The sequence below is a fragment of the Pantoea sp. X-Soil-ISGK-259 genome, assembly GCF_059730705.1.
The window spans coordinates 499,438-514,584 of sequence record NZ_AP035986.1; the positions used below are offsets into that span (position 1 = coordinate 499,438).

The window sequence follows — 15,147 nt, forward strand, 5'->3', positions numbered from 1 at the left end:
ATTTTTTCCTTTTATTTTGTTGAATGGGTGGCAATAAGGGTGCCTTTATGGCCCCGGAGAATCTCTGTGGCATCGGCGAGAGAGCCAATCCCGGCTATCCCTGCGCGTTGTGTCACAAACTCACAGGCGGCGGCGATTTTCGGACCCATCGATCCGGCATCAAACGGAATACCCAGCAAGTCGGCAGGCGTCACGTGATGCAATGCGCGGCAGTCAGCTTTTCCCCAGTTGAGGTACACGGCATCCGCATCGGTGAGGATCAGCAGAGCATCGGCGGAAAGTTGGGTCGCCAGCAGTGCGCTTGAGAGATCTTTATCAATAACGGCTTCGGCTCCGTGGCGCTGGCCTTGCTGGTTCCGGATCACCGGAATGCCGCCGCCGCCATTGCAGATCACCAGATGTCCCAACTCCGTCAGCGCGAGGATCGCTTCGTGCTCTACGATGTGAACTGGCAGGGGAGAAGGCACCACCCGGCGGACGTACTCGCCATCGGCTTTCATCGTCCAGCCCTGTTCTTTCGCCAGTTGCCTGGCCTGCTGAGGGGAATAAACCGGGCCGATATATTTGGTTGGGTTGAGGAAGGCGGGATCGCTGACAGCGATTTCGACCTGGGTAAGCAGCATACTGATTTGGACATCCGGCAGATGGTTTTGCAGCGCCTGCTGCAGCAGATAGCCGATCATTCCCTGGGTCTCGGCCACAAGAATATCCAGTGGATAGGGGGCTGCCGCATCGCAGGCACTGTTCTGCAGAGCCAGTAAGCCCACCTGTGGCCCGTTGCCGTGTACCAGAATCACCCGCCATTCAGCGGTGAGGGCGGCAATGGCTTCTGCCGCCTGTTCGATATTTCTGCGCTGAACATCGGCTTCCAACGGCTCGCCCCGCTTCAGCAGGGCATTGCCGCCCAGCGCGACTACCAGTAAAGGTTTTTTCATTGCTCTCTCCCTGTTCAAAGGTCGTCACGTTCTAGCGGACAACTCATACAGCGTGCGCCGCCGCGACCTCTGCCCAGCTCGTTGCCGGGAATCGGCAGCACCGTGATGCCTGCTTTGTCATATTTTTCATTGGTATAGGTATTACGCTCGTAGCCAATTACCACGCCAGGACGCACAGTCAGCACGTTGTTGGCATCGTTCCACTGCTCGCGTTCGGCTTCAAAGCGGTCGCCTCCGGTGGTGATCAGGCACAGCTGGTCGAGATGGAGTGCCTGCTCAATAGCCTGCATAAAACTGCTCTCTTCTTTGCGGTTCAGGCCACCGCGTCCGTTGCTGGTCAGGGTCCAGCAGCGGGTTTGCTGATCGATGACCTCCGGGTAGACGGAGAAAATACTATGGTCGAGCTGGGTCATCACGGTATCGAGATGCATACAGGCGCGGTGTTTTGGCAGCTCGATGGCAATCACCCTGCTGGCCTGTTTATGCTGAAAGAGCGAACAGGCGAGGAACTCGATGCCGCAGGAGGTAGTGCGTTCCGACATGCCAATCATTACCGTGCCATTGCCCAGAACCAGCACGTCGCCGCCTTCCAGTGTGGCATGCTCATAATTGGTGGTTTCATCGCCGAAATATTTAATAAAGTCGCCGTGGGAAAATGCGGGGTGCCAGCGATAAATCGCCCGCAGGTTATTGGTTTCCCGCTGGCGGGCGGTTTTCGCCATCGGATTGATTGAGACGCCGTTGTAGATCCAGCAAGAGGTGTCGCGGGTAAAAAGATGGTTGGGGAGAGGCGCCATGATGAAATCATCCGGCGAATGCAGATCGATGGCCATATTGCTGAAAGCCGCTGGAATTTCACCGTAGGTCAGGCCGCCAGAGAGGTAGCGCGCTAGCTGGCGATGGTCGACATCTGCCAACCAGCCGCGGATATCGGCAGCGAAAGAGGGGCCGAGGTTATAATCTGAAACCTGATTATCCAGCAGCCAGGCTTTCGCCTGGGGAATGCCGAGCGTTTCAGCCAGCAGATCGGTAAAAAGCAGTACTTCAACACCCTGCTGACGCAGTGTTTTAGAGAACACGTCGTGTTCTTCTCCGGCTTTCTCTACCGAAAGCACGTCGTCAAACAGCAGCGACTGACAGTTGGAAGGTGTTAATCTTTTCAGGCTTAAATTGGGGCGGTGCAGCATCACGGATCGCAGCTGCCCAATCTCAGATCCGACATAATGTCTGTTCATCTTCAGTTCCCTACGTTTTAAGCAATAGTGGGCCCGGGTGAATATTTCTTTTCACCTTGTTTGACCCGCTTAGCGATTAAGTTTCGGGGGGATAATAAGCGTTGATGAAATGCTGAACGTGATTTTTATCACGTTACAAACAGTAGGGTGAAGGAATCTCAATGAAGTTGATAAACGTCATCAATAACAGATTTAAGTTTTATGCGTGAGTGAATATTTAAGGGTTATTGATGACTTATTTTAAGGTGTATTCCCTTTTTAGAGCCGTTTTTGCCTTTTTTATTTATCTTATGCATATGAATTTAATAGGATTTATTCTTGATTTGAATTTTTATATTTTATGACTGAGTAAATATTTTTAATTAAATGATGAAAGTACAATAGATATTCAATCGCGTTATGGGTAAACAGAAATCTATTCCTGTGACCCTCTCGTGGTTTTAATTTTTTTAAGTCGTGGTTCAAAGAGTTAAAAATAAAACCGAAGCGGGTAAGTCGGGAATATGTTCAGGTGATGAATAATTATTTTGAAATGAATTCAGCAGAAGTGGGGGGGCGGAGATAATTATATCGGATCAGAAACTGGGAGGTTACTGTGGGCCAGCCAGGCTGACCCACAGTTCTGCCGTTAATGTTGGTCCGAGAGCGTGGCCACCATCACCGCTTTAATGGTGTGCATCCGGTTCTCGGCCTGGTCGAACACAATGCTGTGCGGCGACTCAAACACCTCGTTGCTCACTTCCATGCCGTTGGGCAGATCGTACTGCTCTGCCATCTGCTGACCCAGCGTGGTCTGATCATCGTGGAAAGCGGGCAGGCAGTGCAGGAATTTAACCTGCGGATTGCCGGTCAGATCGAGCATCGCGCGGTTAACCTGATAGTCACGCAGCAGGGCGATACGCTCGGCCCAGACTTCTTTGGCTTCGCCCATCGACACCCAGACGTCGGTGTAGATAAAGTCAGCGCCTTTCACACCGTCGGCAATATGTTCGGTAAGGGTGATTTTACCCCCGGTCTGCTGCGCGGCGTGACGGCACTGCGCCACCAGTTCGTCCTCTGGCCAGCAGCTTTTCGGTGCCACCAGACGCAGATCCAGACCCACCTGTGCCGCCGCTTCCAGCATAGTGTTACCCATGTTGTTGCGCGCATCGCCCACATAAACCAGCGTCATCTCACTGAGCTTTTTGCCCGGCAGGTGCTCCTGCATGGTCAGCAGGTCAGCCAGCAACTGGGTCGGGTGAAACTCGGTAGTCAGACCGTTCCACACCGGCACGCCCGCATGTTCCGCCAGCGTCTCCACCAGCGCCTGACCGTAGCCGCGATACTGAATACCATCGTACATGCGTCCCAGCACCCTTGCAGTGTCGCGCATCGACTCTTTATGGCCGATCTGACTGCCGCTCGGGCCCAGATAAGTGACGTTTGCACCCTGATCGTAAGCGGCAACTTCGAAAGAGCATCGTGTACGGGTCGAGTCTTTTTCGAAGATGAGCGCGATGTTTTTACCTTTCAGATACTGCACTTCGCTGGCGCTTTTTTTCGCCTGTTTTAATTCAGCGGAAAGGGACAGCAGATGATCAATTTCGGCGGGGGTAAAATCCAGAAGTCTGAGGAAATGGCGCTGATACAGCTGACTCATACAACACTCCGGTAAGCATTAAAATGAATTAAAATTCAATTTAACCGTATGAATATTCATTTTCAAGTGTGAGCTGAATAAACTTTTCGTTTTGTGTAGTGGCGCGACAGGCAGTGTGGGAAAATAATTGATTATTGCCGAACTCAGAGAGGACATTGTCATGGCATATGAAGCATTACTGGAAGAGCAGCAGGAAGAGACGCGGCAGGTTATTGAAGAGCTGCTGGAGGATGGCAGCGATCCTGATGCGCTCTATACCATCGAGCATCATCTCTCATGCAATAATTTTGATTCACTGGAAAAAGCCGCGGTTGACGCCTTCAAGCTGGGTTATGAAGTGACCGAGCCGGAAGAGCTGGAGCTGGAAGATGGCACCACGGTGATGTGTGTCGATATTATCAGCGAATCTGCACTGAAGCCGGAGCTGATTGATGCGCAGGTTGAACAGCTGGTGAACCTGATTGGCAAGTACAACGTCGATTATGACGGCTGGGGCACCTATTTCGAAGATCCCGATGCCGAAGATGAAGACGAAGATGACGACGCCATCGAAGATGAAGATGATAATGGTATTCGCCACTAAGTAGCCGGGGCGGAGAGTTCTCCGCCTGTCACCTCTGCCACACCTGTTTTGACATCATGAACTACGCACCGTTACTTGAACCGATCTATCAGTTTCTGCACTGTCGCACGCCCCAGGCCTGGATTGATGAGGCGCGCAAACCAGAAAATCTGACTCTGCTGTTAACCGACCATCTGGTGTGCGAACTGAAAGCCGCGCAGACTGCGGTGTGGTTGATCCGCAAATATGTCGCCGACAAACCCAGCGGCGACGCTATTCTGGCGTGGCTGAAGCCCTATGAAGATTTTATCTTCCGCGAAGATGGCGACAGCGACTTTATCAATGCCCATAAAAACCTGACGAAACGCATCATCGTGCGCAATGCGCTGCCCTGGGCGGATGAGCTGGTGGAGAAGATGGTGTTGCTGATTAAAGAGGAGCTGCATCACTTCTATCAGGTGTGGGAAATTATGCAGTCGCGCGGGCTGGTCTATCAGAAGATCACCTCCAGCCGCTACGCCAAATCGCTGCTGCGTGAAGTGACGACGCATGAGCCGGAAACCCTGGTGGATAAGCTGATTTGTGGCGCTTACATTGAGGCGCGCTCCTGCGAGCGCTTCGCCAGTCTGGCACCCTATCTTGATGACGAACTGGCAAAGTTCTATCTGTCGCTGCTGCGCTCAGAGGCGCGGCACTATCAGGATTATTTAACGCTGGCGGCGCAGATTGCCACTAAAGACATTACGCCACGCGTGCAGGCGATTGGGATAACAGAAGGGCGGTTAATCAGCGAACCTGACACCGAATTACGCTTTCACAGCGGCGTTCCGGCGTTCTGAACCAATTATAGTCACGGGGCTGGCAGCCCCGATTGTCATAGCTGTTTCAGCATCCGCACTTCGCAGTCGACATGGCCGGTACAACCCATCGCGCTATCGATATGCTCAAAGCCCAGCGACTCATAGAGTTTAATGGCCCGCGTCAGGCTGGCGGTGGTTTCCAGATAGCAACGACGGAAGCCGTGGCCGCGTGCATGCTCCATCGCCCTCAGCGCCAGTTCGCGCGCCAGACCCTGCCCGCGCACCTCCGGCAGAAAGTACATCTTTTGCAACTCGCAGATATCGGGCGCGCTGCAGGCGAGAGGCGCAACACCGCCGCCACCGACCACCTTGCCCTGATATTCAATAATCCAGTAGGCGCTCTGGTCGGCACTGTAGAGCTCAAACAGGTGATCCAGCTGGGGATCGGAGACGGTGTAGCCCTTGTCAGCCGTCAGGCCGAACTCCGCAGAAACGTCGCGAATCACCTGGGCAATATGCGGATTATCGGCGACAGTAATCGGCCGCACCTGGAGGTTAAAACGCAAAGTGGCGTTGGTCGTCATCATCTCTTCCGGATTAGTACGAGGTCAATAAAAAAGCCGGGCAAGCCCGGCTTTATGGATAAGCTGTCAGCTAAGACGCTTACAATGCCGCAATGACCGCCTGCTGTTCAATCAGTTTTGCTTTTGATTGTTGCAGGTCTGCCACGCGTTCGCGCTCTTTCGCAACGACCGCTTCCGGCGCGCGTGAAACAAAGCCTTCGTTCGCCAGCTTGGTCTCGATCTTCTCGATCTCCACATCCAGCTTAACCAGCTCTTTCGCCAGACGCTCCAGCTCAGCGGTTTTATCCACCAGATCCGCCATCGGGATCAGCAGCTCTGCGCCTTCAACCAGTTTGGTCACCGACACCGGGCCTTTCTCGCCCGCAGGCAGAATGGTCAGGCTTTCCAGACGCGCCAGGCGCGACAGGAAGTTGCGGTTAGCTTCAACGCGACGCAGCGCAGCAGGCGAGCAGTCACGCAGCAGCACATCCAGCGGCTTGCTCAGCGCGATGTTCATCTCGGCACGAATATTACGCACCGCGACGATCGCCTGCTTCATCCACTCAATGTCCGCTTTCGCTTCGGCATCTTCTTTCGACGCATCATAGTGCGGGAAAGGCTGCAGCATAATGGTGTCGTCGCTGATATTTTTCAGTCCCTTCACGCGCTGCCAGATGGTTTCAGTGATAAACGGAATGATCGGATGCGCCAGGCGCAGCAGCGCTTCCAGCACGTGAACCAGCGTATGGCGGGTGCCACGCAATTCAGATTCACTGCCGCTGTTCATCACCGGCTTGGTCAGCTCCAGATACCAGTCACAGAACTGGTTCCAGGTGAAGTCATACAGCAGGTTAGCCGCGATATCGAAACGGTAGCTATCCAGCGCTTCACGGTAGGCTTTCACTGTATTGTTGAACTCGGTCAGAATCCAGCGATCCGCCAGCGACAGCGTCATATCGCCGCCGTTCTGTCCGCAATCCTGGTCCTCGGTGTTCATCAGCACAAAGCGGCTGGCGTTCCACAGCTTGTTACAGAAGTTGCGATACCCTTCCAGGCGCTTCATGTCCCAGTTGATGTCGCGACCGGTTGAGGCCAGTGCTGCCAGCGTGAAACGCAGCGCATCGGTGCCTGATGGCTCGATGCCGTCCGGGAACTGCTTCTCGGTGCGTTTGCGGATCTTCTCAGCCAGCTGTGGCTGCATCATGTTGCCGGTGCGTTTTTCCAGCAGCGCTTCCAGCGAAATGCCGTCGACCATATCCAGTGGGTCAATCACGTTGCCCTTGGATTTCGACATCTTCTGACCTTCTTCATCACGGATCAGACCGGTCATGTAGACGGTTTTAAACGGCACCTGCGGTTTGCCGTTTTCATCTTTGATGAAGTGCATGGTCAGCATGATCATGCGGGCAATCCAGAAGAAGATGATGTCGAAGCCGCTGACCAGCACGCTGGTCGGATGGAAGGTACGCAGCGCTTCGGTGTTTTCCGGCCAACCCAGGGTGGAGAAGGTCCACAGACCGGATGAGAACCAGGTATCCAGCACGTCGTCATCCTGACGCAGCGCCACATCGGCGGCCAGGTTGTTCTCGGCGCGAACTTCCTCTTCGGTACGGCCAACGTAGACGTTACCGTTGTCGTCATACCACGCCGGGATGCGGTGACCCCACCAGAGCTGACGGGAAATACACCAGTCCTGAATATCGCGCATCCAGGAGAAGTACATGTTTTCATACTGCTTCGGCACAAACTGGATGTCGCCATTCTCAACGGCTTCAACCGCCACTTTCGCCAGCGGCGCGGTACGCACATACCACTGGTCGGTCAGCATCGGCTCGATAACCACACCGCCACGGTCGCCGTAAGGTACGGTCAGGTCATGCGGTTTGATCTCTTCAAGCAGGCCCAGTTCATCGACGGCGGCGACAATGGCTTTACGCGCGGCAAAGCGCTCCATGTGCTGGAAAGCAGCCGGGATCTCATCGGAACAGGCATCGCTGGCTTCGCCGTTGGTGTCATACACCTGAGCGCGGTCGCGGATATCACCGTCGAAGGTCAGAATGTTGATCATTGGCAGTTTGTGACGACGACCGACTTCGTAGTCGTTGAAGTCATGCGCCGGGGTAATCTTGACGCAGCCGGTACCTTTTTCCATGTCGGCATGTTCATCGCCCACGATCGGAATCAGACGACCCACCAGCGGCAGCATCACAAATTTGCCGATCAGATCTTTATAACGTGGATCTTCCGGGTTAACCGCCACGCCGGTATCACCCAGCAGGGTTTCCGGACGGGTAGTGGCGACCACCAGGTAATCTTTGCCGTCAGCGGTTTTTGCGCCGTCAGCCAGCGGATAGCGGATATGCCACATTGAGCCTTTGCTCTCGCGGTTTTCCACTTCCAGATCGGAGATCGCCGTGCGCAACTTAGGATCCCAGTTTACCAGGCGCTTGCCACGGTAGATCAGGTTCTCTTTATAGAGGCGAACAAACACTTCTTTAACGGCATTGGAGAGGCCATCGTCCATGGTGAAGCGCTCGCGCTCCCAGTCGACGGAGTTACCCAGACGGCGCATCTGACGGGTAATGGTGCCGCCAGATTCTGCTTTCCACTGCCAGATTTTGTCGATGAATGCATCGCGGCCATAGTCCTGGCGCGTTTTGCCTTCTTCAGCCGCAATTTTGCGCTCAACCACCATCTGCGTGGCGATGCCCGCGTGGTCAGTACCCGCCTGCCACAGGGTATTTTTCCCCTGCATGCGCTGGTAACGGATCATGGTGTCCATGATGGTTTGCTGGAAGGCGTGACCCATGTGCAAGCTACCGGTGACGTTCGGCGGCGGGATCATGATGCAAAAGCTTTCCTGGCTGGTATCGCCATTGGGTTTGAAGTAGCCCTGCTTTTCCCAATGCTCGTAAAGCGGCTGCTCGATATCTTGCGGGTTATATGTCTTTTCCATTTCTGCTATGTCGTTTGCGGCTGTGGTGGCGCTGCCGTATTCAATTGGAATCCAACGCTGCGATACGCTTTATAGCGGTCGCGCGCCAGTTGTTTGAGAGCGTCTTCGTAAGGAACGAAGTCTATCACTTCATGGAAAGCAGTAGCAAAATCTGCGAAGTGGGGCAGCAGGCTAATCAGCAGGTCGCGCTGTGAACTGCCGCGACGCTGGGGCCAGGCCAGTTCGACCGGCGCACCGTAGCGCGGGCCTTCGCCCGCCAGGTTGTGCGGCACAAAGGCATTTGCTGGCCGTTGCCACAGTGCTTCATCAAGACGAATGGCTTGCTGCTCATCTTCGCAGGCGATCAACACCCGCTTTCCGGCCCGCCAGCGTGTTTCCGCCAGATTGCACACCAGCGCTTCAACGGCGCTAAGGCCATCGCTCGTTGCATCGGTTTCCAGCACGTAGAAGGTTGCGTTTTTCATCGGTTTGCTCATCAGAAGATCAAGGGCGGAATCAGATCCGCCCTTGCTGTCAGAAAAGAGGGCGCTTAGTCGTCGCCGTTCAATCCTGCCCGATTCAACAGAAACTGCGACAGCATCGGCACCGGTCGTCCGGTGGCGCCTTTGGCTTTACCGGAGCGCCAGGCGGTGCCGGCGATATCCAGGTGCGCCCAGTTATATTTGCGGGCGAAACGTGCCAGGAAGCAGGCGGCGGTAATCGCGCCACCAGGACGGCCTCCAATGTTCGCCATATCGGCAAAGTTGGACTCCAGCTGCTCCTGGAACTCATCCGCTATCGGCAGACGCCAGGCGCGATCGCCCGACTGCTCCGAAGCGCTAATCAGCTCATGTGCCAGCGGATTGTGGTTCGACAGCAGGCCGCTGATGTGATGGCCCAGCGCAATCACGCAGGCGCCGGTCAGCGTCGCCACGTCAATCACCACTTCCGGGTCGAAACGTTCGACATAGGTCAGCGCATCGCACAGGACCAGTCGGCCTTCGGCGTCGGTATTCAGCACTTCAACGGTCTGGCCAGACATGGTGGTCAGCACATCGCCCGGACGCATTGAACGTCCGTCCGGCATGTTTTCACAGCCCGCCAGCACGCCGACCACGTTCAGTGGGAGATTCAGCTCGGCCACCATACGCATCACACCATAGACGGCGGCTGCGCCGCACATGTCATACTTCATTTCGTCCATGCTGTCGGCAGGCTTGATGGAGATGCCGCCGGAGTCAAAGGTCAGCCCTTTGCCTACCAGCACAATCGGCCGCGCTTCCGCATCCGGATTGCCTTTGTATTCAATCACCGACATCAGCGATTCGTTTTGTGAACCGGCACCGACCGCAAGATAGGCGTTCATGCCCAGCTCTTTCATCTGCTGTTCGCCGATCACGCGGGTTGTGACATTTTTACTGAAAGCGTCCGCCAGCTGACGTGCCTGTGACGCCAGATAAGCGGCGTTACAGATATTGGGTGGCATGTTGCCGAGATCTTTCGCTGCTTTCATACCGGCTGCAACCGCTAAGCCATGCTGGATTGCGCGTTCGCCGCTGGTCAGTTCACGGCGGGTCGGCACGTTAAACACCAGTTTGCGCAGCGGACGACGCGGCTCTGCTTTGTTACTTTTCAGCTGATCAAAGTTGTAGAGTGCCTCTTTAGAGGTCTCCACCGCCTGACGCACTTTCCAGTAAGTATTGCGGCCTTTGACATGCAACTCGGTCAGGAAGCAGACCGCTTCCATTGAGCCGGTATCGTTCAGCGTATTAATGGTTTTTTGAATGACTTGCTTGTACTGGCGTTCATCCAGCTCACGCTCTTTACCGCAGCCAATCAGCAGAATACGCTCTGACAGGATATTTGGCACATGATGCAGCAGCAGTGTCTGGCCCACTTTTCCTTCCAGCTCGCCGCGGCGCAGCAGGGCGCTGATATAGCCGTCGCTGATTTTATCCAGCTGCTCGGCAATCGGTGACAGACGACGCGGTTCGAAAACGCCAACGACAATGCAGGCACTGCGTTGTTTTTCCGGGCTTCCGCTTTTTACACTGAACTCCATGCACTCTCCTGAATCTTAAAGACAACGGCCGCTGCTGCCGCTAGAATGTAGCGCGCTCATGACCCATTTATTCATTGTCGCAGCATGACATTCTGCCGCTGGAGGTCATAATGAATCAGGGTGACAAGATGTTGTTTTTTCACCACCCGGACGCGTTTTTCATACAAATTTAGCTACGGCGACGGCCATTGATGAAGAAAAATGGCTGATAAGCGTTGAAACTAGCGATTTTCCTGCAAAAAGACAAGTTTTCACAGGCGTACTAAGCGTGATCATCATTAGATATCTGGTTCGGGAAACGCTCAAAAGCCAGCTGGCTATCCTGTTTATCCTGTTACTCATCTTCTTTTGTCAGAAGTTAGTCAGGATCCTGGGTGCCGCGGTGGATGGCGAAGTGCCGACAAACCTCGTTCTGACATTGTTAGGACTCGGTGTGCCTCAAATGGCACAACTTATACTGCCCTTAAGTCTGTTTCTGGCAATTCTGATGACGCTGGGGCGTCTCTACACGGAAAGTGAAATTACCGTGATGCACGCCTGCGGCCTGAGTAAAGCCGTCCTGGTGAAAGCCGCGATGATATTGATGCTGTTCACCTCCGTGGTGGCAGCGGTTAATGTCATCTGGCTGGGACCATGGTCATCCCGTTATCAGGATGAGGTGACACAGAACGCCAAAGCCAATCCGGGTGCGGCAGCCATGGCCGCCGGACAGTTCCAGACCTCCGGCGACGGCAGCGCCGTGCTGTTTGTCGAGAATGTGAAGGGCAACAACTTTGGTAACGTGTTCCTGGCGCAGTTACGGCCAAAAGGCAACGCGCGCCCTTCGGTGGTGCTGGCTGACAGCGGCCACATGGAACAGCGTAAAGATGGCTCGCAGGTGGTGACGCTGGATAAAGGCACCCGCTTTGAGGGCACCGCACTGCTGCGTGATTTCCGTATTACCGACTTCACCAACTATCAGGCGATTGTGGGCTATAAAGCGGCAACGCTTGACCCTAACGATTCAGAGCAGGCGAGCCTGAGCGACCTGGTCGCGAATAAAACACCTGATTTCCAGGCTGAGCTGCACTGGCGTCTGACGCTGGTGTTCGCGGTGCTGGTGATGGCGCTGATGGTCGTGCCGCTCAGTGTGGTGAATCCACGTCAGGGGCGCGTGCTGTCAATGCTGCCTGCGATGCTGCTCTATCTGATCTTCTTCCTGCTGCAGAGCTCGCTTAAATCGAGCGGGGCGAAAGGGCGGCTCGATCCGGCGCTCTGGATGTGGGTAGTGAATATCAGCTATCTGGTGCTGGCGGTGCTCCTTAACCTGTGGGATACGGTGCCGATGCGTCGGATTCGCGCCCGCTTTACCCGCGGAGGGTCGGTCTGATGTTTCGCGTACTTGACCGCTATATTGGTAAAACCATCTTCAATACCATCATGCTGACGCTGTTCATGCTGGTGTCGCTTTCCGGCATCATCAAGTTCGTGGACCAGCTGCGTAAAACCGGCCAGGGCAGCTACAGCGCGCTGAGCGCCGGTTATTACACTCTGCTGAGCGTGCCTAAAGATATTGAGATTTTCTTCCCGATGGCGGCGCTGCTGGGGGCGCTGCTGGGACTGGGCGCGCTGGCGCAGCGCAGTGAGCTGGTAGTGATGCAGGCGGCGGGCTTTACCCGTATGCAGGTGGCGCTGTCAGTCATGAAAACGGCGATTCCGCTGGTGCTGCTGACCATGGCGATTGGCGAGTTTGTCGCGCCGTCGGGCGAGCAGATGGCACGTAACTACCGGGCGCAGCAGCTTTACGGTGGTGCACTGGTCTCGACGCAGAATGGTCTGTGGGCGAAAGATGGCAATAGCTTCATCTATATTGAGCGCATTAAAGGCGACAACGAAATTGATGGCGTCAGCATCTACAATTTCAATGACCAGCGTCGTCTGCAGAGTGTACGTTACGCGGCGACGGCCACATGGGACAAAGACAAAAAACGCTGGTTGCTCTCCCAGGTCGATGAGTCGAACCTCACCGATCCAAAGCAGATTACCGGTTCACAGAGTCTGACTGGCGAATGGAAAACCAATCTGACGCCAGATAAGCTGGGTGTCGTCGCGCTGGATCCAGACGCATTATCGATTCGCGGTCTCCATAGCTACAGTAAATATCTGAAGCAGAGTGGTCAGGAAGCGGGAAGATATGAGCTGAATATGTGGAGCAAAATCTTCCAGCCGCTGTCCGTCGCGGTGATGATGCTGATGGCGCTGTCATTTATCTTTGGTCCGCTGCGCAGCGTGTCGATGGGTGTGCGTGTCGTCACCGGTATCAGCTTTGGCTTCCTGTTCTACGTGCTGGACCAGATTTTCGGCCCGTTAAGCCTGGTTTATGGCTTGCCGCCGATTCTGGGCGCGATTCTGCCGAGCTTTGCGTTCTTCGCGATCAGTATGTTTATGTTGATTAAGCGGCGCTAACAGTCAGCCGCAAAAAGGCCGCCTCTCAGGGCGGCCTTTTTCATGGCACGCACCCTGTGCCATTTCAGTCATCCCGCAGTGTCATAAATCCCTTCATTAATGCATCAACGCATCCAGTCGTTTATCACTGCACCATACAGCGTTTCCGCTTCTGCTAACCGGCTCAGCAGGCAATACTCATCGGTCTGATGTGCCATTGAGGGCTCGCCGGGACCCAGGATAATACAGGGCGGCGTGCCCAGCGCGGGCAGCAGTAATGATGCATCGGTAAAGTAGGGCACAATGCGCGGTGTCAGCGGGGCGTCATGTAATGCCTGACAGTGCTGATAAACCGACTGAATCCAGGCCTGATTCTCTTCGCTCAACACCGCTGGCAGATCCACCAGCGTCGTCACCGTGACGCTCTCTCCCAGTAATGTTGTCAATTGCTGACGAATTGCTGCGTGATGCAGATTGGGCGCGCTACGGATATCCACGTCAAACTGCGTACGATCGGGCACGGAATTAATGTTCAGACCGCCGGCAATGCGTCCGACGTTAATGGTTGGCTGCTTCATCAGCGGATGAGGTGCGCCGGGTGAGAAGTGCTGAATCTTGCCCAGTGCCTCCGCCGCCAGATAAATGGCATTAATACCCAGCTCAGGCATCGCGCCGTGCGCTGTTTTGCCCCGGGTTTCACAGCGTAGCCAGAGTGCGCCTTTGTGGCCGATAACCGGATAGTTGCTGGTAGGCTCGCCGACAATCAATGCGCCAACCTCGGGCAGGTCGGTGGTATCAATCAGTGCTTGCGCGCCGTCGCACCCCGTCTCTTCCCCGCCTGTGATCAACAGGACAACCCCCGACCCTTGCTGAATTGCCTGCTGGTGCGTCACGCAGGCGACGGCAAAGGCCGCGACGGCGGCCTTCATGTCACTCGATCCCCGCCCATATAGCCTGTCGCCCACAACTTCCCCAAACGGATCATACTGCCAGTCGGCGTTGCCGAGAGGAACCGTATCCAGATGGCCGGTAAACGCTAACTTCGGTCCAGGCAGGCTGCCAGGCAGGCTGGCAATCAGGTTCAGGCGGTTTTCACCGAAGGTCGACAGGGTGACGTCGAAGCCACGCTGCGTCAGCCAGTCTGCCAGGAACTGCATGCAGGCTGCTTCATTGCCCGGGGGATTAATGGTGTCAAAACGCAGCAGTTGCTGCGCCAGTATCAGGCTCTGGCTCATTCGCCACGCACCGTTAACCAGTCCAGACAGTTGATCCACAGCTGGCGATAACCCGGCCACTGTGCAAATTCCTGCGGCAGCCAGTGTGCCGACATATCACTGGTCCAGACCAGTGAACGGCCCTGCTGATATTCGCGCACTGCCAGCAGCGGATGTTCCGTGCCGGCAATGGTCGCCAGCAGTTTGCCTTCAGGGTGCATTTCCACTTCGTTATAACCCAGTAACCATGGCCATTCGTTGGGGATATCACTAAACAGCGGGTGAGATTCCGTGACGCTGGGATAAGCCCCTTCTGGCGTTTCAATGCGGTCATCCCAGGCCAGGCAGCGCACTGGCAAGACTTTCTCCACGGCCGTGTTGCGATAGCGCGCACCGCCATTGATACCCTGAAAACTAAAGTAGCCGCCAATCATCATCAGTGCGCCGCCTGCGGCCACATAGTCGTGGATCAGTGTCAGGCGGTTCGCTGTGCGCTGGCTCTTTAGCCAGGTATCCGGGTGCAGCAGCAACGTATTCGCACCGATGTCGGACAGAATGATCGCGTCCCACTGCGAAAGCCCATCAGGCGTAAGTGGAAACTCGGTGGCGGCAGCATGAGCGGGCATATAGGTGATGGCATAATCACTGTCGGCCAGCGCTGCCATAAAGTCGGTTGCGCCATTATGCCAGGTGGCAGTGGCAAACTGATCGAAGCCTTTGACGTGAACGGACGTGCTGGTCCAGGACTCGCCGACCAGTAAAATTTTCTTCTGCATGA

Annotated in this window: 13 protein-coding genes; 4 read left to right on the forward strand and 9 right to left on the reverse strand. The window is 55.2% G+C overall.

Annotation, left to right across the window (positions count from 1 at the left end; translation table 11 throughout):
- Positions 1-11: 11 nt before the first annotated feature.
- The 3 genes from arcC to argF all read right to left on the reverse strand — a co-directional run bounded on the left by arcC (position 12) and on the right by argF (position 3,809).
- The gene (gene arcC / locus AC6I77_RS02260; RefSeq protein WP_003851011.1) at positions 12-935 is read right to left on the reverse strand and encodes a carbamate kinase; all 924 of its coding nucleotides are present in this window, start codon (positions 933-935) and stop codon (positions 12-14) included.
- Positions 936-949: 14 nt separating this feature from the next.
- A complete protein-coding gene (gene arcA, locus AC6I77_RS02265; protein ID WP_008925448.1) occupies positions 950-2,170 on the reverse strand; it encodes an arginine deiminase in 1,221 nt (406 codons plus the stop codon).
- 628 nt (positions 2,171-2,798) lie between these two features.
- Complete coding sequence (gene argF, locus AC6I77_RS02270; protein ID WP_003851006.1) at positions 2,799-3,809, reverse strand: ornithine carbamoyltransferase; 1,011 nt, start codon at positions 3,807-3,809, stop codon at positions 2,799-2,801.
- Between the two features lie 160 nt (positions 3,810-3,969).
- On the opposite strand from argF, the gene rraB reads away from it, so the two are divergent.
- Both rraB and miaE read left to right on the forward strand, forming a co-directional pair.
- Entirely contained in the window at positions 3,970-4,392 is a 423-nt protein-coding gene (gene rraB / locus AC6I77_RS02275; protein ID WP_003851004.1) for a ribonuclease E inhibitor RraB, read from the forward strand.
- Between the two features lie 56 nt (positions 4,393-4,448).
- On the forward strand, positions 4,449-5,210 hold the full coding sequence (miaE, locus tag AC6I77_RS02280) for a tRNA isopentenyl-2-thiomethyl-A-37 hydroxylase MiaE (RefSeq protein WP_039658912.1): 762 nt from the start codon (positions 4,449-4,451) through the stop codon (positions 5,208-5,210).
- A gap of 35 nt (positions 5,211-5,245) precedes the next feature.
- On the opposite strand, the gene AC6I77_RS02285 is transcribed toward miaE, so the two are convergent.
- The 4 genes from AC6I77_RS02285 to pepA all read right to left on the reverse strand — a co-directional run bounded on the left by AC6I77_RS02285 (position 5,246) and on the right by pepA (position 10,731).
- A complete protein-coding gene (locus tag AC6I77_RS02285) occupies positions 5,246-5,755 on the reverse strand; it encodes a GNAT family N-acetyltransferase (RefSeq protein WP_187512977.1) in 510 nt (169 codons plus the stop codon).
- 79 nt (positions 5,756-5,834) lie between these two features.
- Complete coding sequence (locus tag AC6I77_RS02290) at positions 5,835-8,690, reverse strand: valine--tRNA ligase (RefSeq protein WP_003850996.1); 2,856 nt, start codon at positions 8,688-8,690, stop codon at positions 5,835-5,837.
- Positions 8,691-8,695: 5 nt separating this feature from the next.
- Entirely contained in the window at positions 8,696-9,154 is a 459-nt protein-coding gene (locus tag AC6I77_RS02295; protein ID WP_008925453.1) for a DNA polymerase III subunit chi, read from the reverse strand.
- Positions 9,155-9,219: 65 nt separating this feature from the next.
- Entirely contained in the window at positions 9,220-10,731 is a 1,512-nt protein-coding gene (gene pepA / locus AC6I77_RS02300) for a leucyl aminopeptidase (protein WP_497816688.1), read from the reverse strand.
- A 268-nt stretch (positions 10,732-10,999) separates the two neighbouring features.
- Here pepA and lptF point away from each other — a divergent pair, with 268 nt between their 5' ends.
- The gene (gene lptF / locus AC6I77_RS02305; protein ID WP_033762289.1) at positions 11,000-12,100 is read left to right on the forward strand and encodes an LPS export ABC transporter permease LptF; all 1,101 of its coding nucleotides are present in this window, start codon (positions 11,000-11,002) and stop codon (positions 12,098-12,100) included.
- Positions 12,100-13,176: an LPS export ABC transporter permease LptG gene (gene lptG / locus AC6I77_RS02310; protein ID WP_033762287.1), complete on the forward strand. Its 1,077-nt coding sequence runs from the start codon at positions 12,100-12,102 to the stop codon at positions 13,174-13,176. The genes lptF and lptG overlap by 1 nt, the downstream gene beginning before the upstream one ends.
- A 104-nt stretch (positions 13,177-13,280) precedes the next feature.
- On the opposite strand, the gene AC6I77_RS02315 is transcribed toward lptG, so the two are convergent.
- Both AC6I77_RS02315 and AC6I77_RS02320 read right to left on the reverse strand, forming a co-directional pair.
- Positions 13,281-14,390 (reverse strand): M20 family metallopeptidase, encoded by a 1,110-nt coding sequence (locus AC6I77_RS02315; RefSeq protein WP_078804818.1) that lies wholly within the window; start codon positions 14,388-14,390, stop codon positions 13,281-13,283.
- Positions 14,387-15,145 (reverse strand): glutamine amidotransferase, encoded by a 759-nt coding sequence (locus tag AC6I77_RS02320; protein WP_008925457.1) that lies wholly within the window; start codon positions 15,143-15,145, stop codon positions 14,387-14,389. Before AC6I77_RS02320 ends, AC6I77_RS02315 begins: the two co-directional genes overlap by 4 nt.
- Between the last annotated feature and the right edge of the window lie 2 nt (positions 15,146-15,147).